21 protein-coding genes are annotated in these 19,738 nt (G+C 69.2%); 11 read left to right on the forward strand and 10 right to left on the reverse strand.

All coding sequences use genetic code 11. The annotated features are described in order from the left end of the window. Nucleotides 1-173: 173 nt before the first annotated feature. Both ACFQVD_RS02370 and ACFQVD_RS02375 read left to right on the forward strand, forming a co-directional pair. A complete protein-coding gene (locus ACFQVD_RS02370; protein ID WP_343983212.1) occupies nt 174-1,430 on the forward strand; it encodes a hypothetical protein in 1,257 nt (418 codons plus the stop codon). A gap of 192 nt (nt 1,431-1,622) precedes the next feature. After that, nucleotides 1,623-3,206, forward strand: coding sequence for a Na+/H+ antiporter (locus ACFQVD_RS02375; RefSeq protein ID WP_343983209.1), 1,584 nt, complete (start codon nt 1,623-1,625; stop codon nt 3,204-3,206). Nucleotides 3,207-3,212: 6 nt separating this feature from the next. Here ACFQVD_RS02375 and ACFQVD_RS02380 read toward each other — a convergent pair whose 3' ends face one another. Together ACFQVD_RS02380 and ACFQVD_RS02385 are read right to left on the reverse strand one after the other, a co-directional pair. Then, nucleotides 3,213-3,644, reverse strand: coding sequence for a hypothetical protein (locus tag ACFQVD_RS02380; RefSeq protein ID WP_343983206.1), 432 nt, complete (start codon nt 3,642-3,644; stop codon nt 3,213-3,215). Nucleotides 3,645-3,759: 115 nt separating this feature from the next. Further along, nucleotides 3,760-4,017, reverse strand: coding sequence for a ubiquitin carboxyl-terminal hydrolase 14 (locus ACFQVD_RS02385; RefSeq protein ID WP_343983203.1), 258 nt, complete (start codon nt 4,015-4,017; stop codon nt 3,760-3,762). Between the two features lie 130 nt (nt 4,018-4,147). On the opposite strand from ACFQVD_RS02385, the gene ACFQVD_RS02390 reads away from it, so the two are divergent. The 3 genes from ACFQVD_RS02390 to ACFQVD_RS02400 all read left to right on the forward strand — a co-directional run bounded on the left by ACFQVD_RS02390 (nt 4,148) and on the right by ACFQVD_RS02400 (nt 5,289). Further along, nucleotides 4,148-4,549: a hypothetical protein gene (locus ACFQVD_RS02390; protein WP_343983201.1), complete on the forward strand. Its 402-nt coding sequence runs from the start codon at nt 4,148-4,150 to the stop codon at nt 4,547-4,549. 69 nt (nt 4,550-4,618) lie between these two features. Then, nucleotides 4,619-4,960, forward strand: coding sequence for a YidH family protein (locus ACFQVD_RS02395; protein ID WP_343983198.1), 342 nt, complete (start codon nt 4,619-4,621; stop codon nt 4,958-4,960). Then, entirely contained in the window at nt 4,957-5,289 is a 333-nt protein-coding gene (locus ACFQVD_RS02400; protein WP_343983195.1) for a DUF202 domain-containing protein, read from the forward strand. The genes ACFQVD_RS02395 and ACFQVD_RS02400 overlap by 4 nt, the downstream gene beginning before the upstream one ends. Nucleotides 5,290-5,367: 78 nt before the next feature. On the opposite strand, the gene ACFQVD_RS02405 is transcribed toward ACFQVD_RS02400, so the two are convergent. Next, a complete protein-coding gene (locus ACFQVD_RS02405; protein ID WP_343983192.1) occupies nt 5,368-6,489 on the reverse strand; it encodes a ferritin-like domain-containing protein in 1,122 nt (373 codons plus the stop codon). 93 nt (nt 6,490-6,582) lie between these two features. Between ACFQVD_RS02405 and ACFQVD_RS02410 the strand changes: the two genes are divergently transcribed. After that, the gene (locus tag ACFQVD_RS02410) at nt 6,583-7,215 is read left to right on the forward strand and encodes a TetR/AcrR family transcriptional regulator C-terminal domain-containing protein (RefSeq protein WP_343983189.1); all 633 of its coding nucleotides are present in this window, start codon (nt 6,583-6,585) and stop codon (nt 7,213-7,215) included. A gap of 67 nt (nt 7,216-7,282) precedes the next feature. On the opposite strand, the gene ACFQVD_RS02415 is transcribed toward ACFQVD_RS02410, so the two are convergent. After that, nucleotides 7,283-7,777: an aggregation-promoting factor C-terminal-like domain-containing protein gene (locus ACFQVD_RS02415; RefSeq protein WP_030923427.1), complete on the reverse strand. Its 495-nt coding sequence runs from the start codon at nt 7,775-7,777 to the stop codon at nt 7,283-7,285. 349 nt (nt 7,778-8,126) lie between these two features. Further along, entirely contained in the window at nt 8,127-8,519 is a 393-nt protein-coding gene (locus ACFQVD_RS02420; protein ID WP_343983184.1) for an aggregation-promoting factor C-terminal-like domain-containing protein, read from the reverse strand. Between the two features lie 220 nt (nt 8,520-8,739). Between ACFQVD_RS02420 and ACFQVD_RS02425 the strand changes: the two genes are divergently transcribed. Then, nucleotides 8,740-9,225 (forward strand): glutathione peroxidase, encoded by a 486-nt coding sequence (locus ACFQVD_RS02425; RefSeq protein WP_343983182.1) that lies wholly within the window; start codon nt 8,740-8,742, stop codon nt 9,223-9,225. Here ACFQVD_RS02425 and ACFQVD_RS02430 read toward each other — a convergent pair. Next, nucleotides 9,197-10,195 carry a LacI family DNA-binding transcriptional regulator gene (locus ACFQVD_RS02430; protein ID WP_343983179.1) on the reverse strand — a complete coding sequence of 333 codons (999 nt, stop codon included), beginning with the start codon at nt 10,193-10,195 and terminating at the stop codon, nt 9,197-9,199. The two genes, ACFQVD_RS02425 and ACFQVD_RS02430, sit on opposite strands and share 29 nt — an antisense overlap. Before the next feature lie 177 nt (nt 10,196-10,372). Between ACFQVD_RS02430 and ACFQVD_RS02435 the strand changes: the two genes are divergently transcribed. Continuing rightward, entirely contained in the window at nt 10,373-11,593 is a 1,221-nt protein-coding gene (locus tag ACFQVD_RS02435; protein ID WP_343983176.1) for an ABC transporter ATP-binding protein, read from the forward strand. 138 nt (nt 11,594-11,731) lie between these two features. Here the strand turns inward: ACFQVD_RS02435 and ACFQVD_RS02440 are convergent, their stop codons facing one another. Continuing rightward, on the reverse strand, nt 11,732-12,484 hold the full coding sequence (locus ACFQVD_RS02440; protein ID WP_343983172.1) for an SDR family NAD(P)-dependent oxidoreductase: 753 nt from the start codon (nt 12,482-12,484) through the stop codon (nt 11,732-11,734). Between the two features lie 367 nt (nt 12,485-12,851). Here ACFQVD_RS02440 and ACFQVD_RS02445 point away from each other — a divergent pair, with 367 nt between their 5' ends. From ACFQVD_RS02445 to ACFQVD_RS02455, 3 genes are all read left to right on the forward strand, one after another. Continuing rightward, the gene (locus tag ACFQVD_RS02445) at nt 12,852-13,694 is read left to right on the forward strand and encodes a hypothetical protein (protein WP_386270485.1); all 843 of its coding nucleotides are present in this window, start codon (nt 12,852-12,854) and stop codon (nt 13,692-13,694) included. Beyond that, a complete protein-coding gene (locus ACFQVD_RS02450; RefSeq protein ID WP_343983167.1) occupies nt 13,684-15,450 on the forward strand; it encodes a DUF4012 domain-containing protein in 1,767 nt (588 codons plus the stop codon). Before ACFQVD_RS02445 ends, ACFQVD_RS02450 begins: the two co-directional genes overlap by 11 nt. Before the next feature lie 288 nt (nt 15,451-15,738). Further along, nucleotides 15,739-16,320: an arsenate reductase/protein-tyrosine-phosphatase family protein gene (locus tag ACFQVD_RS02455; RefSeq protein ID WP_343983164.1), complete on the forward strand. Its 582-nt coding sequence runs from the start codon at nt 15,739-15,741 to the stop codon at nt 16,318-16,320. Here ACFQVD_RS02455 and ACFQVD_RS02460 read toward each other — a convergent pair. The 3 genes from ACFQVD_RS02460 to ACFQVD_RS02470 are packed head-to-tail and all read right to left on the reverse strand — an operon-like array spanning nt 16,298 to nt 19,702. After that, nucleotides 16,298-17,674, reverse strand: coding sequence for a polysaccharide biosynthesis tyrosine autokinase (locus tag ACFQVD_RS02460; protein WP_343983162.1), 1,377 nt, complete (start codon nt 17,672-17,674; stop codon nt 16,298-16,300). The two genes, ACFQVD_RS02455 and ACFQVD_RS02460, sit on opposite strands and share 23 nt — an antisense overlap. A gap of 4 nt (nt 17,675-17,678) precedes the next feature. Next, entirely contained in the window at nt 17,679-18,716 is a 1,038-nt protein-coding gene (locus ACFQVD_RS02465; RefSeq protein ID WP_343983159.1) for a glycosyltransferase family 4 protein, read from the reverse strand. Then, a complete protein-coding gene (locus ACFQVD_RS02470) occupies nt 18,713-19,702 on the reverse strand; it encodes an NAD-dependent epimerase/dehydratase family protein (protein WP_343983155.1) in 990 nt (329 codons plus the stop codon). Before ACFQVD_RS02470 ends, ACFQVD_RS02465 begins: the two co-directional genes overlap by 4 nt. Nucleotides 19,703-19,738: the final 36 nt, after the last annotated feature.

The raw sequence follows: 19,738 nt of genomic DNA on the forward strand, positions 1-19,738 counted from the left end.
CTTTAGGTGTTCCAATGCGTACCCTTTGCTCGTTAGGCGGTGACCGAGAGTGATGGTCGGCGTGACGGTGTCCGCCGCGATTGCACTGCGATTGCGCCGCGTGAGGTGCGATTGCCCTGCAAAGTCCCTGCTCGAACTGGATGTTTGGGGCGTTTGAGTACATTATGTCCTCCATGTCGGAAGTTGTCCCGTTGCCGTCGTTCGGCGAGGTGTTCTTTGACGAGCGTGGCCAGGAGCGGGTGCTCCGGGTCACCTGGCACGAAGGCACGCTGGTGCTGAGCCTGTGGCGCGGCGAGATGTGCACCGCGAGTTTCCGCATGCCCATGAACGACGTGGGGCGGCTGGTCGACACCCTTGACGAGGGCTTCGTCCAAGCCGGTGGGCAGTACCCCGACGAGGTGGGCGAGCCCGTTCACCCCGAGCAGCGCCCCCCTGCCGAGCAGCAGGTCCACAGTGAGTATCCCGGCACCGGTCAGTACGCCAGACCGCGGCCCGAGGACTACGCCCAGCCCCAGCAGTATCCCGACCCGTCCGGTCACGTCCCCGTGCCGGAGGAGCCCCGCCAGGTTCCCGCGCTCGGGCCGAACGACGTGCTCGTCGCGCGGGGAGTGGTGCCTCCGCCGGATCGGCCCGACTGGTCGCAGGATCGGATGGCGCCGGGGCACGGCTCCTCCGACGCCGTGCCGCGCGAGAACATGATCGTGAACGACGCCCTGCCCTACGGGCAGCCGCACTCCTTCGATCCGCTCGGTACGGGCCCGGTGTCCGGTGAGGCCGCCTACCAGATGCCGGGCGGCTACCCGCCCGCGCAGCAGCCCGCTCCGTACGGCGCCCAGCAGCCGGACCCCTACGGTGCGCCCGCGCAGCAGCCCGCCGACCGGTTCGGCGCCCAGCAGTCCGATCCGTACGGCGTGCCGCCCCAGCAACGGCCCGTCGACCCGTTCGCGCCGCACGCCGACCAGTTCCCCAACTCCGCCCGCCGGCCGGACCCCGACCAGTACGGGCAGGGGAACTCGACGGACCCCTTCGGGTTCGCCGCCCAGCAGCAGGCCGGGGGCCACGGGATCCAGCAGCCCGACCCGTACGGTTATCCGGCTCCCGCGCAGCCGGATCCCTACGCGTTCGGCACCGCACAGCCGCACCAGGCCGGTCATCCCGCCGACCTCAGAGACCTGTACGGCTCGCCACCCGCCTACCCGCAGCAGGACGTCGATCCGTCCGACCCGCTGGGTCTGGGAGGCCAGTCCGCGCCCGACCAGAGGCTGCCGCGCCCCTACCTCCAGGACCCGCCGCACTCCACGGGCGAGAGGCTCCGCCCCGAACAGGGCTACGACGACCGGTACGACCGCCGCCATGACGAGCACCAGTACGACGACAGGCGCCGCGAGGGACGGCGCCGCGACAACCGGGACGAACGCCGGGAGTGGTGACTCTCCAGGGGACGTGAGTTCCCCGGAGGCGGGTTCCGTCGTGTCCCGGGTACGAGATCCACATCCGGGAGTAGCGTCGTTCTGTCCGCCGAATGTGAGGTCCGGCGCTGTGTGACGGTGTCCGCCGTCCCGGCCGGTTCACGAGGCGCGCGGAGGCACGGAAGCCGATCGATCCCTATCGGGCGGGGTGGCGTGGACCAGTCGACCGTGGTGCAGACACTGGCCGTGTCGGTCCTCGGCATCGCGGTGGCCGCGGTCGCCAGGCGCAGGGGGTGGCCGACGCCGCTGCTGCTGGTGCTCGCGGGCCTGGTGCTGTCGCCGATCTTCCCCGAGTACGAGCTCGACCCCGACCTGGTCCTGCTGGTCTTCCTGCCCCCGCTGCTCTACTCGGCGGCGGTCGACAGCTCCTACCTGAGGCTCAAGGACTTCCGCAGACCGATCGGGCTGCTCTCGATCGGCCTGGTGCTGTTCACCACGCTGGTCGTCGGGTGGATCACCCACCTGCTCCTGCCCGAGCTGCCATCGGCCGCCGCGTTCGCGCTGGGCGCGATCGTGGCCCCACCTGACGCGGTCGCCGCCGTCGCCGTGGCCCGCAGGCTCGGGTTGCCCCGCAAGACGGTCACCATCCTGGTGGGGGAGAGCCTGTTCAACGACGCCACCGCGCTCACCGCCTACCGGGTGGCGGTCGCGGCCGCGCTGGGAGGGGGCATCACCTGGCTGGAGGTCACCGTCGACTTCGCCCGGTCCGCGGTGGGCGGGGTGCTGATGGGCCTTGGGCTCGCCTGGATCCTGGCCCGGGTGCTGATCCGGCTGCGTGACCCGCTCATCGAGAACACCGTCATGCTGCTCGCCCCGTTCGCCGTCTACCTGGCGGCTGAGAGCGTGCACGTCTCCGGTGTGATCGTCGTGGTGATCGTCGGGCTCTACATCGGCCATCGCCTGCCCAGGGCGGGCTTCGGTACCCGGCTGCTGTCCGAGGCGGTCTGGCGGGTTCTCGGGTTCTTCCTGGAGACGATCGTCTTCGCGCTGATCGGTCTGCAGTTCTGGCCGATCATGAGAGGGCTGGAGTGGGCCGACCCGTGGAAGCTCGCCGGGATGGCACTGGTCGTCTTCGCCGCCGTGGTGGTCACCAGGGTGGTCTGGCTCGTGCCCGGCATCTACCTGCCCCGGATCCTGTCCGCGAAGATCCGCGAGAGCGAGCCCCACGCGCCGACCTGGAAGCAGGTGGCCGTCGTGAGCTGGGCGGGCATGCGCGGAGTGGTCTCCCTCGCCGCGGCCTTCGCCATCCCGCAGACCCTGCGAGGCCGCGACCTGCTGCTCTTTCTCACCTTCTCGGTGGTGATCGGCACCCTCCTGGTCCAGGGCCTGACGTTCCCGGCGCTGATCCGCAGGTTGAAGGTCTCCAACGAGCGGGAGATCTACACCGACAACCTGGCCGAGGCGGCCGCCCAGCAGGCGGCCACCTCCGCCTCGCTGGCCCGGCTGGACGAGCTGGTGGGCGAGGGCGTCGACGAGGTCTATCGGGAGGTCGTCGACCAGCTCAGGGCACGTGCCGAGCGCCGTACCCTCACCGCCTGGGAGCGACTGGGCAGCGGTACGGGACCACAGGGGGAGGAGACGCCCAGCACGGTCTACCGGCGGCTCCGCCGTGAGATGCTGGTGGTCGAGCGCGAGGTTTTCGTACGCCTCCGCGACGAGCGGCGCATCGACGACGAGGTGCTCCGCCGGGTTCTCCACGAGATCGACTTCGAGGAGGCCATTCTGGAGCGCGACTAGCCTCGGTCAGCCGCCCTGGGTGTAGGCGGTCTTCCACCGCGAGCACCGCCCGGTCGGCCGTGCGGAGGTGCCCCGGCAGGTCCTCACCTTGATCTGCAGGACTCCGCCGACGTTCTTGCGGAACGTCCCCGGGCCGGTGACGCAGTTGTAGTAGGACGCCGTGTGCCACCGTCCGCTCTGAGCGCTCAGGTAACGTACCTGGGCCCATGAGCAGCCCGAGCCGCGGCTGTCCTCCACCGTGCCGTACACGACGAGGCCCGACTGACCGACGGCGACCTTGCCCCAGGCCACGGCGAGTCCGTCGGTGGAGTAGAGGGGGCCCCACTTCCAGACCGTGGGGGCGGCGGTGGCGGCCAGGGCCGGGGCTGGAGCCGGGCCGCCGAGAGCGAGCGCCGCGGCGGCGGTCAGACCGAGCAGGACACGAAGACCGGTACGCATGGAGTGGTTCCAAACTCTTGAGCATCTTTACAGATCAAGAGATAGGCCCTCGCGCTTGGAAGAGACTTGTGGCTGACAACATCCCCGCGGGGCGGAGGAACCCGGCCGCCGCCGGTCAGCCGATGATTTTGTCCACGTAGCACCACCGCCAGTCCTCGCCCGGTTCGAACGAGGCGATGACCGGATGGCCGATCACCGTCGCGTGGGCGGTGGCGTGCTTGTTGGGAGAGGAGTCGCAGCAGCCGACGTGCCCGCAGGACAGGCACTTGCGCAGGTGAACCCAGCGATCTCCGGTCGCGAGGCACTCCTCGCACCCCTGCGGTGTGCGCGGCGCCGGGTCCTGGGCCTGCGCGAGATGTTGGCAGATCGGCATGGTCTTCCCTTCGTTCGAACACTGGTGATCGTACGCCGGGGCCGTGGTCCGGCCCCCACCGCCTCGCGGGCCGGGTAACGAGCCGGCCGACGGGCACCTGCCGCACCGGCTCGTTGGGTAGGGTCTGGGCATGCGACCCCTTCCGCGACGAATCCCCGCCCTCGCCGCCTCAGCGCTCGCCGCCGTCCTGATCACCACCGGCTGCTCCGAGATCCAGGAGGTGAGCCAGGGCATCGACAAGGCACAGCAGTGCGTGCAGGCCGCGGGCATCGTCACCGAGACCGTCTCGAAGGTCTCCGGTCTGCTCAACGACCCCGCCGCGATGGAACAGGCGCTGAAGGACGGGGGCGCCAAGCTGGGCGACCTGGCCGACAAGGCGGCCAACACCTCGCTGAAGGAGGCGGCCGACAGCGTCTCCAACACCCTGGAGGGCTTCAACGTCCCCGATGCCAACAGCGCCATCGACACCGCGCAGAAGGTGGCGACCGACTCGGTGCGGTGGGTCGAGCAACTGACCAACGCCTGCGGGTAGCCCTCAACTGCGGGGGCTCCGCCAACCCGGGTTCTCTATGGGGAATGGGGCTGAAATAGCGTCGTTCTCATGAAGCCTCCGGACCGTGAACCGGACCCCCGGTTCACCCTCGCCAACGAACGCACCTACCTGACCTGGCTGAGCACATCGCTCGCGCTGAGCGCGGGCGGTGTGGCCATGGCCGCGGTCTCCGCCGATGTCTTCGTCCCGTGGATGCGGACCCTGCTCGCGGTGGTCCTGGTGTCGTTGTCGGCTCTGGCGGCCGCGATGGCCTACCCCCGCTGGCGCCGCGTCCAGCACGCCCTGCGCAGTTCCGCCCCGCTGCCGCCGCCCGCCCTCGCACCACTGTTCGGGTACGGGGTGGCGGCGGTCGCCGTGCTCGCCCTGATCCTCATCCTGCTGTCCCGATGAACGGGCCCTGGGACGAGGGGCTGCAGAGCGAGCGGACCCAGCTCGCCTGGATACGTACCAGCGCCCTGCTGGCCGTCACCGCCCTGGCCGGCGCGGGCATCGCCCTGCGCGCCGGCACACCCCTGACGGCGATCGTCCCCTTCGTTCCGGCCCTGCTCTGCGCCGGCCTGCTGCTGACCCACACGGGCATCCGCTTCCGCCGGGTCCAGGAGGCACTCCACCAGAGCCGTCCCCTCGACAACCGGGCCGACGCCCTCATCGCCTGGCTCGGCACCCTCGCCACCGTGGCCGGAGCCGCCGCCTTCGTGCTGGCGGGGTTCGGAAAGTAGGGAACACGCGGCGTGCCACGCTCCGACGATCCATCCGGTGCCGAGGGCGGGTCCGATGCCGGGCCGGATCAGGTCCGGTCAGGGGCGGGGTTCGCCGCCGAGGGCGACGGTCTCGGCGACCTCCGCGTGGCGCTCGGCCTCCTCGGCGGCGAAGCGCTCGGTGTCGAGCCTCTCGGCGATGTCCTCGTCCTGCCGCATCAGCGCCTCCAGGCTCTGGCCCGCCATGTCCAGCACGCCCATGTCGGCGTAGGCCTGTTGCAGGCGAGGGCTCCACAGCCCGATGTCCTTGACGCAGGGAACGATGCGACTGAAGAGCAACGAGCGGAATAGCTGGAGATATTGGGACTTGTCAACGGATTCCATGGCATCAGCGACCTCGGCCTTGTTCAGCCCCAGGTTCTCCCAGGTCTCCTGGCCGCGCAGCCGGTCGCGCATCAGGTAGCAGCCCTCGATGACGAAGTCCTCGCGCTCGCGCAGCTCCGACTCGCTGAGCTGACGGTAGTAGTCGCGCAGTGCCATCCGGCCGAAGGCCACGTGCCTGGCCTCGTCCTGCATGACGTAGGCGAGGATCTGCTTGGGCAGCGGCTTGGTGGTGATGTCGCGCATCACGCCGAAGGCGGCCAGGGCGAGGCCCTCGATGAGCACCTGCATGCCGAGGTAGGGCATGTCCCAGCGGGAGTCGCTCAGCGTGCTGTCGAGCAGCGACTTCAGGTGCGGGTTGATGGGGTAGGCCAGCCCGACCTTCTCCTGGAGGAAGCGGGCGTAGGTCTCGGCGTGGCGGGCCTCGTCCATGGTCTGGGTGGCGGCGTAGAACTTGGAGTCGAGGTCGGGGACCGACTCCACGATCCTGGCCGAGCAGATCATCGCGCCCTGTTCCCCGTGCAGGAACTGGGAGAACTGCCAGGAGGCGCCGTGCAGGCGCACCTCCTTGCGCTGCTTTTCGTCCATCCGCTCCCAGAGCGGGGTGCCGTGGATCGCGATGGTCTCGTCGGGGATGCCGAGCACGTTGTACGGGTCGACCTCCAGGTCCCAGTCGATGCGTTTGACCGAGTCCCACTGCTTGTCCTTGCCCTTCTGGTAGAGGGCGAGCATGTGGTCCCTGCCGTTGTCGTACTCCCAGGTGAAGCGGGCGGCTCCGGCCGCCTCGACGTCCCACGTGGAAAGCTCGGTGGGGATGGTGTAGAGATCGTGTGTCGACATGCGGCCTCCAGAGACGTACACCGTACGTACGCAACGAGCGTGCCACGTACACTGTACGTACGTCAATGGAATCAATGAGGGGACAATGGTCATATGCCTGCCGAGCCACTGTCCCGAGCGCGCATCGTCACCACGGCGATCGACCTGATCGAGCGGGAGGGCGCCGACGCGGTGTCCATGCGCGCGATCGCCGCCGAACTGGGCGTGGGCGTGATGTCGCTCTACAACCATGTGCCGAACAAGGAGGCGCTGCTGGACGCGGTGGCCGAGACCGTGCTGTCGCAGATCGAGTTCACTGACGACCCGGACGCCGAATGGACCGATCGGGTGCGCATGCAGGCGCTCGCCTTCCGGCAGATCGCGCACCACTACCCGCGGTGCACGATGGTGGTGGTCAGCCGCCAGCTCCGTTCCACCGCCGGGCTGCTCCCGGTGGAGCGGGCGCTGGCCACGCTGCGCGGCGCTGGCTTCGGGGGCGACGAGGCGGTGCGCGCCCTGCGGGTGTTCATCGCCTACATCGTGGGCTCGCTGCTGAGGGAGGTCGGGGTGACCCCGACGTTCGCCCCGGTGCACCGATCCGACATCCGCGTCGGTGAGGTCGACCCGCTGCTGTTCCCGCAGGTCGGCGAGCTGGCTCCGGCACTCCACGAGTGCGACCACGAGGCGGAGTTCGCGTTCGGCCTCGAACTGCTCATTCAGGCGATGGCCCTGCAGCTCAAGAGGTGACGCCCGGAACCTCGCGGCCCCGGGCGCCGGGAGAGCCTTCCCTTCCCCTGGACACTCTCCATGCGGGTCAGTACCAGTTGCTCGACCGGAAGTGACCCCACGCGCCGCACGGTGACCCGTAGCGGCTCTTGATGTAGCTCAGACCCCAGTGGATCTGCGTGATCGGGTTGTACCGCCAGTCCCCGCCGCTGCCGCCCATCTTCGAGCCGGGCAGTGCCTGCGGGATTCCGTACGCACCCGAGGAGTGGTTGTAGGCGCGGTGGTTCCAGTTGCTCTCCCTGGTCCAGAGACTGTCCAGGCAGCGGAACTGGCTGTGCGGCCACGCGCGGCGGGAGACGAGACGATAGGCGATCGTCTTGTTCCTGCTCTTGGCGGTCCTCGCGACCGCCTTCACCCTTGGCTTCACCTGGGTGACCCAGGTGAGGCGATGGACGGTTCTCGCCGTCCCTTTCCTGGACGACTCGGCCGTACTGTCGGCCTGTCCCGAAGTCGAGGACCCGACCATCGCCGAGGCGGCGAGAACGGTCACGACTGTGTTGCGCAGAACGCGGTAACTGTTCACATGGATCCTTGTCCTTGGGCCGCGTGCGGAAGTCGCAGGAGGGCACCTGGGTGCTCTCGTGCGGCCGTAGATCCGGCGCCCGTGGCTCGGGCGGGGAACGTCCGCGCGGTCTCGCCGGCCGGTTTCCGGCATGAGACGCCGCGGCGGTCTCTCTAGGCGGCTTTCTAGTACGCGAGAGAGTGTCGGACAGGGGGATGGGACACGCGAAGGGAAGGTGTTTGCCCGATCTTCTTGATCTACGGGAGATTCGGCGAGGGTCCGGTTACGACCGGCGAATCGCCCATGCGTGGAGACGGTGTGAAAATCACCCCGTCATGGGGTTTCAGATCACCGCTCCGGGATCATTGGATCAGTACCAGCCCCGCGAGCCGAAGTGCGCCCACGCCCGGCACGGCGATCCGTAGCGCTGCTTGATGTATCCGAGTCCCCATCTGATCTGTGTCCTGGGGTTGGTGCGCCAGTCGCGGCCGGCGCCGGCCATCTTGCCCGCGGGCAGCGCCTGCGGGATACCGTACGCGCCCGAGTAGCGGTTGCGGGCGCGGTGGTTCCAGTTGCTCTCCCTGGTCCAGAGCCTGCTGAGGCAGTCGAACTGGGCCCTGCTCCAGCCGTGCGCGGCCACCATCGGCCTGGCGACGGCCTGGTTGCCCGTTCTCGCCGAGGACGCCTGGGCGACCGTGGTGGTGGTGCCGAGGGTGAGCGCCGAGGCGATCATCAGCACACCGGTACGGCGTAGCGTCGACATGGGACTCCCTTGTGCCTTGGGGGTGGGGACGGCCGCCACGATGCCCGGCGATTCGCCGCCGGGCCAGTCGACAGCGCCTGTCAGGAGCCATGTCAAAGATCGGTAAGAGAATGATCAAAGCCTTGGTGAGGGGGGCGCCGTCTCACCTGTGGCCTCTGTCACATTTCACTTTATGGACGACATAACTCTCAAATGTGACAGGGGGATTAGGGTGCGGAGCATGGGAATCCGTGATATCGCCATCCACACTCTTTCCGACGCGCCCACCACCCTGGCCGAGCTGGCCGGAGATCGGGCGGTCCTCGTCGTCAACGTCGCCTCCAAATGCGGCCTGACCCCCCAGTACGCGGCTCTCGTCGACCTCCAGCGGACCTACGGCGACCGGGGTTTCACGGTCGTGGGGGTGCCCTGTAACCAGTTCTACGGACAGGAGCCGGGCAGCGCCGAGGAGATCCAGGAGTTCTGCTCCACCACCTACGGCGTCGACTTCCCGCTTCTTGCCAAGAGCGAGGTCAACGGCGAGGGTCGGCACCCGCTCTACGACCTGCTCACCCAGACCGCCGACGGCGAGGGCAAGGCCGGCGACGTCGAGTGGAACTTCGAGAAGTTCCTCGTCTCGAAGGACGGGGAGGTGCTCGCCAGGTTCCGGCCGCGCGTCACGCCCGACGATCCCGCGGTCATCGAGGCGATCGAGAGGTCCCTCTAGCCGCGCAACTGCCCCTGACGATCAGCTCGGTGGGCAGCAGCACCCCGCGCGGCCGCCTGGTGCCGCCGCGCAGCACCAGTTCGGCGGCGCGGTAGCCGATGTCCTGGGCGGGCTGGGCGATCACCGTCAGTGGCGGTGAGCACAGCTCCGCCCAGGGCACGTCGTCGAACATGATCAGAGACAGGTCCCTGGGGATGCGCAGGTCCAGCTCCCTGGCCGCCAGCACCGCCGCCTCGCCCAGCAGGTTCCCTCCCGCCAGTACGGCGGTCAGGTCGGGCCGGTGCTGGAAGAGTCCGGCCGCGGCGGCGTAGGCGGAGTCGCGGCTGCCGCGGGCGACCACGACCAGTTCCTCGTCGACAAGGGGGCCGAGCGCCTGCCGGAAGAAGGACAGGCGCTGTTCCTGGCCGGGACCGCCCAGGTAGGCGATGCGACGGTGACCCAGCCCCGTCAGGTAGTCGACCGCGGTCCTGATTCCCGCGCGGTCGTCGGCCAGCACCGCGGGGATGTCGGAGTGCCCGGGCGAGAGCCGGTGCGCGAACACGGTGGTCAGCCCGGCCCGCAGGGTCGGCGCCCAGCCGTCGCCGTCACCTGAGGGGACCGCGACCACCCGGTCCACGCCCTGTTCGAGCAGCGTGCCGATCAACTCGGCCTCACGCTCGGGATCGTCGCCGGTGGCGCCCAGGATCACCGGCTCTCCCGCCGAGCGCGCGCAGGTGAGCACGCCGTCGGCCAGGCGGCCGTAGAAGGTGTCGGTGATGTCGGGCAGCAGCAGCCCGATCCCGCCCGAGCGTCGCTGGCGCAGGTTGCGACCGAGCGCGCTGGGCCGGTAGTCGAGCTGGGCCGCGACGTTCAGCACCCGTTCCCTGGTCTCGGGACTCGCCGATCCGCCGGACAGAACCCGGGACACCGTGGCGACCCCCACCCCGGCCGCCTCGGCGACATCCTTGATCGTTGTGCGATGCCTGTTCATGGAAACGATTCCATCATGCTTTCCGTGTTCGATCCAGCGCGAAGCGATAACGACCGCCTTGCTGACAGGCCAGAACCGGCCATCCTCTTGACAGGGATGTCCGTTTCCGGTGAGATGCATGAAAACGTATCCAATATCGGGTGAACACGGGGTTGGCCCGAGGCGCTAAGGACTTCCATGGCATCCATCGTTCTCAGCAAAGTCGACAAGATCTACGCGGGCGGCGTCAAAGCCGTGAACGGCCTCGACCTTGAGATCAAGGACGGGGAGTTCATGGTGCTGGTCGGGCCGTCCGGCTGCGGCAAGTCCACCGCCCTGCGCATGATCGCCGGGCTTGAGGACATCAGCGGCGGCGAGATCGCCATCGGCGACCGGGTGGTCAACCACCTGCCGCCGAAGGACCGCGACATCGCCATGGTCTTCCAGAACTACGCGCTCTACCCGCACATGACCGTCGAGGAGAACCTCGCCTTCGGTCTGAAGCTCCGCAAGATGCCCAAGGCGGAGATCGCCAAGCGCGTCAACGAGGCCGCCAAGATGCTCGGCCTCGACCAGTACCTCAAGCGCAAGCCCGCCGCCCTCTCCGGTGGCCAGCGCCAGCGTGTCGCCATGGGCCGCGCCATCGTGCGTGAGCCGCAGGCCTTCCTCATGGACGAGCCGCTCTCCAACCTGGACGCCAAGCTCCGCGTCTCCATGCGGGCCTCCCTCAACACCCTGCACGAGCGCCTGGGCGTGACGACCGTCTACGTCACCCACGACCAGGTCGAGGCCATGACCCTCGGCGACCGCGTCTGCGTGCTCCGCGACGGCCTGCTCCAGCAGGTCGACACCCCGCAGAACCTCTTCGACAAGCCGGTCAACCTGTTCGTCGCCGGCTTCATGGGCTCCCCGTCGATGAACTTCGTCAACGCCGAGCTGGTGCGCGGCGACGGTGGCGCGGCCGTCGCCTTCGCGGGCTTCAGGCTGCCGGTGCCGAACGAGACCTTCACCGAGAAGCGCGGCCTCGACCAGTACTTCGGCAAGAAGATCATCCTGGGCATCCGCCCCTCCGACTTCGAGGACTCGGTCGCCGCCAACGGCGCCTCGGGCGGCTGGACCCGCCTGCAGGTCCGCGCCGAGGTCACCGAGGAACTGGGCTCCGAGATCAACGTGCTCTTCCTGATCGACGCCCCGCCCGTCCAGCACCAGGACACCGTGGCCGCCGCCGACGCCGACGGTGACGAGGAGGCGACGCTGCCGCTGGTGGGCGACAAGTCGCTGTGGACCGCCCGGGTCAACTCCCGCAGCCACGTCCGCCCCGGTCAGAACGTCGAGCTGGTCGTCGACACCCACAACCTGCACTTCTTCGACCCGGTCTCGGGCCTGGCGATCGGCCACGAGGCCAACGTTCGCGTCTGATTCGGCCCGGCGGACCTCAGGGGCCGTCGTCGACCACCCCCGCAGGCCGGAAAGGGCCCGCGCCACGACCCCCTCCCGTGGCGCGGGCCCTTTCTGTCGGTTACGTCAGGCCGGTGTTGTCATGTCAGTGGCGTCAGGTCAGCGGCGGCCGAGGCGGCGGGAGACCAGGGCGATCACGTTGGCCGGAAGCAACCTGCTGACCCCGACGACGGCCTTGTAGCGAAGGTCGGGGACGCTCACCAGCACACCGCGGGCCAGATCGCGCATGGCCTCGCGGACGACGTTGTCCGCCGACAGCCACAGGAAGCCGGGGATGCCCGACTTGTCTATCGAGGCGCGCTCGTGGAACTCGGTGTGCACGAAACCCGGGCACAGGGCCATCACCCGCACGCGGCTACCGGCCATCTCCATGGCCGTGGACTCGCTGAAGTTGACCACCCACGCCTTGGAGGCGCTGTAGGAGCCCCCGGGCAAGAACGCCGCCACCGACGCCACGTTGATCACCGCACCCCGGTCGCGCTCCCTCATGCCCGGCAGCGCGGCCAGCGTCAGCCGCAGCACCGCCTCGCAGTGCAGCTTGAGCATCCGCACCTCCTCCTCCACGGGGATGTCGAGAAAACGGCCCTGAAGGCCGAAGCCCGCGTTGTTGACCAGCAGGTCGACCCCCTCGCGGAGCCGTCGCTCCACCGCCTCCAGCCCCTCGTCGGTCACCAGGTCGGCGGCGAGCACCTCGCTGCTCACCCCGTAGCGCAGGCGCAGTTCCTCGGCGACCGAGGTGAGGCGTTTCTCGTCACGGGCGACCAGGACGAGTGAGAATCCGTCGGCGGCCAGACGTCGGGCGAAGGCGGCGCCGATGCCGGCCGTCGCCCCGGTGATCAATGCGGTTGGCATACCCGCAGTCTAGGGACGATCCGGCTAGGGACGACCCGGCCCGGTGGACACGGGTGTCCGCCGCAAGAAGGGCGTGCATGAAAATCGTCCTGCGTGTCAGGAATTTTCGTGGTAATCGGCGTATCCATTGGTCACCCTCCCGAGAGGGGAGGTTTCAATATTCGGAGAACGATCGGTGATCGTTCGGCAAGGTGAGGGGCAGTCTAAGTAGCAATTTTCGGGCGGGCGAATATAAAAGACTCCGGGGACACGTCGCTTGCGTGATGGGTGTCTTGTTCTGTGGCCGGAACCATTGCTGTGGGAGCCCAAAATGGCTATAAAATGCATAATATCCATCCTTATCATGGCGGCTGCTGGGAGCAGTCCGATGATCGGCCCCTTGGGGACGGCGGCCGCGGGAACCGGCCCACCAGCGTCGGTGATCGTCTCGGACACGCACCCCTACCCGCCGTTCATCAATGTCCTCTCCGTCGCCGTGGCCATCCTCGACGATGCCGAGGAGATCGCCGACGATGCCGAGGAGATCGCCCGGCAGGCCGCGGCCATCGCCGCCGCCTGCCGGCGGCAGGGCGGTGGCGAGAACGGTGTCACCCTCGACATCGGCGGTAACCTGCGGAGGGCCGGCGGCGACGGGGACCTCTCGGCACTGAGGGTCGCCCCCGCCGCGGCGAAGCTCGCCGGCGACGCCGCCGCGGTCGCCTCCGCGACCCAGCAAGAGGCGGCCGGGACCGCCGACGACGGAGGCATCGCCGAGGAGGCCAGGCGGATCGCGAACGAGGCGAGGCGCATCGCCGATGAGGCGGAGCGGATCGCCCACGAGGCGGAGGACGTCGTCACCCTCGCTGGGACGGTCGACCTCGAGGCCGCGAGGCTCGCCTCCAAGGCCGCGGAGATCGCCTTCAACGCCGAGAAGGTCGCCTCCGAGGCCGAGGCGGTGGCCGATCGGGTGGCCGACAACGGTTGTGGAGAGAACGTCGGTCACGGTCACGGTGATGGCTTGGGGGAGAACGTCGGCTTTGACTGTGGCGGTGGCGGCTGCTGCAGCGGTGGCGACGGTTGCTGTGGAGGACGTACGTGCGGGGCGGGCAAGGAGCTTCCGTTCACGGGAGCACCCGCTGGGGCGTTCGCCGCGCTGGGGGGTGGCCTGCTCGTAGTGGGGACCGGGGTGCTGTTGTTCAGCCGGCGCCGCCGACTCGCAAGTGCGAAGTAGATCACGAGGAGGGAAGGCTCGCCGGGCTGTCCTACTGGCCTCCGCCGTCGTCCTGACGATCGCCGGAGGCTGGTCGGTCCATCTGGGACTGCGGGTTCGCGACCACCTGACGGCGGCCGCGGCCGCGCTGACCCGGCTTGAACCGCTGGTGAGTGCCGGTGCCCCCGCCTCGGCGGCGGGGGCGCTCGCGGAGGCTCGGCTGCACGCGGCCGAGGCGCGAAGGCTCACCGGGGGACCGGACTGGTGGTTGATCTCCCATGTTCCCTTCGCGGGAGACGCCGCGACGACCGTGGGTGGCCTTGCCTGGGCCGCCGACGAGCTGACCGATGTGCTCACCGGGGTACAGGAGGCGGGCGCGCCGTTCATGACGGTCACCGACCGTGCCCTGAACGACATGCAGGGACAACTGGCCACGCTCGACGCCGTGGCACCGGTTCTCAGCGATGCCGTCACCCGTCTGGCGCGGGTGGAGTCACGCCTGCGGGCCACTCCGGCCGACACCCGCCTGAACACCCTCGACGAGGCCAGGAACACCGCGCTGAGCGGGCTCGCCCGGCTGCGCGGCCCCCTCCGGATCGCGGCCGACACCGCGGCACTGCTGCCGCCGATGCTCGGCAAGGAGGGTACCCGCCGTTACTTCCTGGCCTTCCAGACCAACGCCGAGGCACGAGGCACGGGGGGGTTGGTGGGAGCCTTCGGCATCCTGAAGGCCGACAGGGGGAGGATCGCCGTCGAGCGGCTGTCCGCCGACACCGGCCTGGTCACGAGCCCCGTCCCCGTCGCCGACCACGGCCCGGACTTCCTCCGGCGCTACGGGCCGGGTGCGGCCAGGATGCTCTCCGTCTCCAACCTCTCCCCGCACTTCCCCTACGCCGCGGCCATCTGGACCGGACTGTGGGAAAGGCAGTCGCGCACCCGACTGGACGGTGCCGTCGCCACGGACCCGGTCGGCCTGGCCTACCTGCTGAGGCTGACCGGACCGGTCACCCTGCCCGGAGGGGAGCAGGTGACCGAGGGAAACGTCGTCGACCTCACCGAGCGGCTGGCCTACGTCCGCTATCCGGATCCGGCGGTGCGAAAACGGTTCCTGATCAGGGTGGCCGGCGCCGTCAGCGAGGCGCTGCCCAGGGCCTTCTCGGACCCGATGGCGCTGCTGCCGGTCCTGGGCCGCATGGTGGGCGAGCGGCGGATCCAGGTCTGGAGCCGCCACGGGGCCGAACAGCGGCTACTGGCCCGAGCCCCGATCGGGGGGGTGCTGCCGTCACGGCCTGGACCGTTCGCGGGACTGGTGGTCAACAACTCCGCCGGGGGCAAGCTCGACTATTACCTGGATCGCTCCCTGGACTACGAACTGGGCCCCTGCCAGGGCGGCCTGCGCTCCTCGACCGTGCGAATCCGGCTCACCAACGACGTGCCAAAGGAGGTCCTGCCCTCCTACGTCACCGGCCGGCTCGACCTTTTCCGGCGACAGCACCTCCCCGGCTCCAACCTGCTCTGGGTCTCGCTGTACGGCGGGCGCGGCGGACAGGTGACCGAGGCCCGGCTCGACGGCGCCCGGATGGCGATCCTCAGGGAGAAGGAGCGGTTCCACCCCGTTTACTCGACCATGCTGGAACTGGCTCCCGGTCAGTCGCGTTCCCTGGAGTTCGACCTCACCGAGCCGGCCTCGGGGAAACCGCCGCTGGTTCCGGTACAGCCGCTGGTCCGTCCCCAGCGAACCCGCGTCATCCAACACCCGGGGGGATGTCCCCTCTGACGCCGTACTCCCCGGCCGGGAGGCCGGGGAGTACGCTTCCGGTGCACTGCCGCGCCGCCTCGCTCGCCGGACCGGCAGAGAAGAGCAAAGAACAGCGCGCCGTCGGCGAAGGCGCGCCGGAGGCGATCTACCCTCGCGCTTATGAGGGCTTCACCGTGGACCAGGAGAACCGTACCGGCCCCCGGGAGAACCGAGGGCCCCGCGGTTCTTCCGGGGAAGGGCGAGAGCGCTCCGGCCGGGCACGAGGGTTGCGGGCAGCGCTGCTGGCGGGATGTCCGGGAGGTACGGGTGCCACGGGACGGTGTTCGCTTCCGCATCCTCTTCGTGTGCACCGGCAACGTCTGCCGTTCCCCGATGGCCGAGCGGCTGACCCGCTCCGCCCTCGGGCCGTGCCCGGCGGTCCAGGTGATCAGCGCGGGCACCCACGCCGAACCGGGGCGGGAGATGACCGAGCATGCCCGGCGGGTCCTGGTACGGCTCGGCGGCGATCCGGCCGGCTTCGGCTCCCGCTCGCTCAGCCCCGAGCTGGTGGCCGCCGCGGACCTCGTGCTGACGGCCACCCACGGGCACCGCGCGGAATCGGTGGCCATGCACCTCGCGGCGGCCACCCGGACCTTCACCATCGCCGAGTTCGGCACGCTGGTGCGGGCCGTGCCGCCCGAGGAGATCGTCCGGCACCGGGATCCCGTACGACGGGCCCGCGCACTGGTCGACGAGACACGGGCGATGCGCGGGCTGGTCCGGGTCGACCGGCTGGACATCGCCGACCCGTACCGGCGATCCCGGCTGGTCTATCGGATGGTGGGACGGCGCATCGCGAGATCGCTCGCCGTCCCACTCCGGTTGCTCACACACCCACCGGCTTCTTGACCGGCTTCTTGACCTCCGCCTGGTACTCGTACCCGTAGCCGTGGTAGGCGTTGTTACCGGAGGGGACGAAGTTCAGAACGGTTCCCACCACGCGGACGTTGATCGACGACAGCAGTTCCGAGGCGCGGGCCATGTGTTCCCGGCGGGTCTTGCCGTACCGGGCGACGAGCAACGCGCCGTCGCAGAGTGCGGCGATCGCCGCCGCGTCGGTGATGGGCAGTAGCGGCGGCGCGTCGATGATCACCATGTCGTACGCCGCGGTGAGCTGGGCGAGTACCTCACGCATCCCGCCCGAGCCGAGCAGCTCGCTCGGGTTGGGCGGGATCTGGCCGCTCGGCAGGACGGACAGACCGGCCTCGCCCCAGACCTGGATGACCTCGTCCAGGCGTGCCCTGTCGATCAGCACGTCCGTCAGGCCGATCGCCCCCTCGATGCCGAGATAGCGAGGAATGCTGGGACGGCGCAGGTCGCCGTCCACCAGGACGACCCGCCAGCCGGCCTGGGCCAGCGTGATCGCGAGGTTGGCGGAGGTCGAGGACTTCCCCTCGCCCGGCAGGCAGCTGGTGACCACGAGTGACTTCGGCTGCCGGTCGACGCCGATGAACTGCAGATTGGTGCGGAGCGCGCGAAACGCCTCGGATCTGGTGGACCGGCCGCGGTCGCGCAGGATCAGGGGGTAGTGCCGCGCGTCCCGCTCGTAGCCGATGACCCCGAGGGTCGAGTTGCCCGACGCCTCCTGCAGTGCCTGGGAGGTCTTGATGGTCGTGTCCAGCCGGTCTCGGAGGATGATCGCGGTCATGGTGGCCAGCAGCGCGGTCAGCACCGCGACCGCCAGGTTGGCCAGTGGTCTGGGACTGATGGGTTCCTCCGGGACATCCGCCTGGTCCACTATCGTGATCTTGACGGTGGGGCGGCTGCGCGGAGTGGGCCGCTCGATCTGGTCGATCAACTCGGCGAACCGGTCCCCCAGGGCGTTGGCCAGCTGGGAGGCTCGCGCGGGGTCGGTGTCGGTGACCGTGGCACGCAGGAACACGGTGCCCGGGACGGCCTCGGCGGTGATGTTCTGCTGGAGGCGCCCGATGTCCTCGCCCTTGACGATCTGGCCGACCACCCGGCGGCTGGACAGCAGGCTGGCGTAGGAGTGCACCCGCTGGGCCGACAACATGCCCGCCTGATAGGCGGTGGAGAGACTGCCCTCCTTGTCATAACCCGACACCAGCATGGAGATCGTCGCGACGTATTTCGGCGGCGTGTTCGCCGTGATGGCGAGCGCCGCGCCTACCGCCAGGATCATCGAGAGGAGGAGGAACAGCCAGTTCCTGCGCGCCAGTCGTACGTAGTAGAGCAGATCCACGGGGTCAACGCCGCCTTTCGCGGATTTTCTGAGGGGCCTTGGGGCGCTGGACCGGCGAGTCGACGCTCGCGCCGCGCAGTAGACCGATGAGAACGACGGCGATCACGCCCGCGATGACCACCGCGATGAGCGGTGACAGCCGGCCCAGGAGCATCGTCAGGCAGAGGGCACCGGTGATCGCCGTGATCGTGCCCAGCGTCACGGAGACCGCCCGGGTTCCCAGGCCGATGTGGCGTAGCCGGTGAGACAGGTGATCGGTGCCGCCCTGCAACGGTGAGCGGTTCGCCAGTATCCGGGAGAGGAAGACCACGCAGGTGTCGACGGTCGCGACGAAGGTCGGCAGGAACAGTCCGGCGATCGTCGCGTCCGGGGGCCGTCCGGTGACCAGGACGGCCGCCGAACAGGCCAGTGTGAATCCGAGGAACAACGATCCGGAGTCCCCCATGAACACTCTCGCGGGCGCCCAGTTGTGCGGCAGGAAGCCCAGGCACGCGCAGGCGAGCGCGGACAGGAATACCGCGAGCGCGGTGTGGCCCTGTACCAGGGCCGTGGCCGCGAGGAGACCGGCGGTCACGGTGGCGACGGTTCCCAGCGCGCCGTCCATGTTGTCCAGCAGGTTGAAGGAGTTCGTCATCACGACGACCCACACCACGGTGAGGGCGCCGTCCAGCCACGTCCCGGTCAGGGGTGCCTGGACGCCGGAGAGCACCACCCCGATCGCCACCACGGTCTCCACGGCCAGTCTGGTGGCCGCGGGCAGGGGGGCGATGTCGTCGATCAGGCCGAGGACGCACACCGCGGTGGCGGCGAGGAGGATCGCGGTGATCTGCAGGTCGGCGAGGCCGAGCGCGGCCACGGTGGGCACGACCGTACCTACCATGATCGCGATGCCGCCGAGGTACGGGGTCGGGCGGGTGTGGGCCTTGTGCCCGCCGGGGTGGTCGGTGAGATCCCATCGCAGCGCCAGGCGTCTCAGCGGCACGGCGGCCGTCACGCTGAGCAGGCAGGCCGCTCCCGCGGTGAGGACGATCGTCCCGCTCACCGGGGGAACACCGTCGGATCTCCGCAGGACTCTCTGATGATCTCGGTGAGGATCTCGTCGAGAGTGCGTCGCGGGGTCCAGCCGGTGAGCGTGTGGAGCTTCGTGGTGTCGGGGACCCTGCGGGTCATGTCCTCGAATCCCCGCTCGTAGGCCTCGGAGTAGGGGATGAGGTCGACCCCGGAGGTGGATCCGGTGAGCTCGATGATGAGTTTCGCCAGCTCCATGATGCTGACCTCTTCGGAGGAGCCGATGTTGAACGTCTCACCGACGGCCGCGTCCTCGTCCAGTAGCCGGAGCAGCGCGTCGATGACGTCCGCGACGTGCGCGAAGCAGCGGGTCTGGGTCCCGTCGCCGAAGACCGTCAGCGGCGTGGCCGACAGGGCCTGCCGGACGAGACTCGGGATCACCATGCCGTAGGTCGGGCTCTGCCGCGGGCCCACGGTGTTGAACAACCGGACGACGATCGTCGGCAGGCCACGCTCCCTGTGGTAGGCGTTGGCGAGGATCTCGTCGACGGCCTTGGCGGTGCTGTAGGCCCAGCGGACCACCGCGGGGCTGCCGAGAATGCGATCGGCGTCCTCGCGCAGCGCATCGGAGGAGTTCTTGCCGTAGATCTCGCTCGTGCTGGTGATCAAGATCTTCTTCCGGTACCGGTGTGCGGCCTCGATGACGATCTCCGAACCCCGGATGTTGGTCGTCAACGACCGCAGCGGTTGCTCGACGATCAGCTTGACGCCGACCGCGGCCGCCAGGTGGACGACGACGTCGCACCGGTGGACCAACTCGTCGACCATGAGTTCGTCCAGCACCGAACCGTGCACGAAACGCAGGTCCGGGTGGGGTCGCAGGTTCTCCAGCCGCCCCGTCGAGAGGTTGTCCAGGACGACGACGGAGTCACCACGCGCGAGCAGCGCGTCGGACAGGTGCGATCCGATGAATCCACTGCCACCCGTTATCAGATAGTTGGTTCTTAGTGTCGTGCTCACGGGTTCCCCTCATCACGTGCTTGGAGAGATCTCTGT

Origin of the sequence: Streptosporangium amethystogenes subsp. fukuiense (assembly GCF_042665875.1) — a bacterium.
GTDB lineage: Bacteria > Actinomycetota > Actinomycetes > Streptosporangiales > Streptosporangiaceae > Streptosporangium > Streptosporangium fukuiense.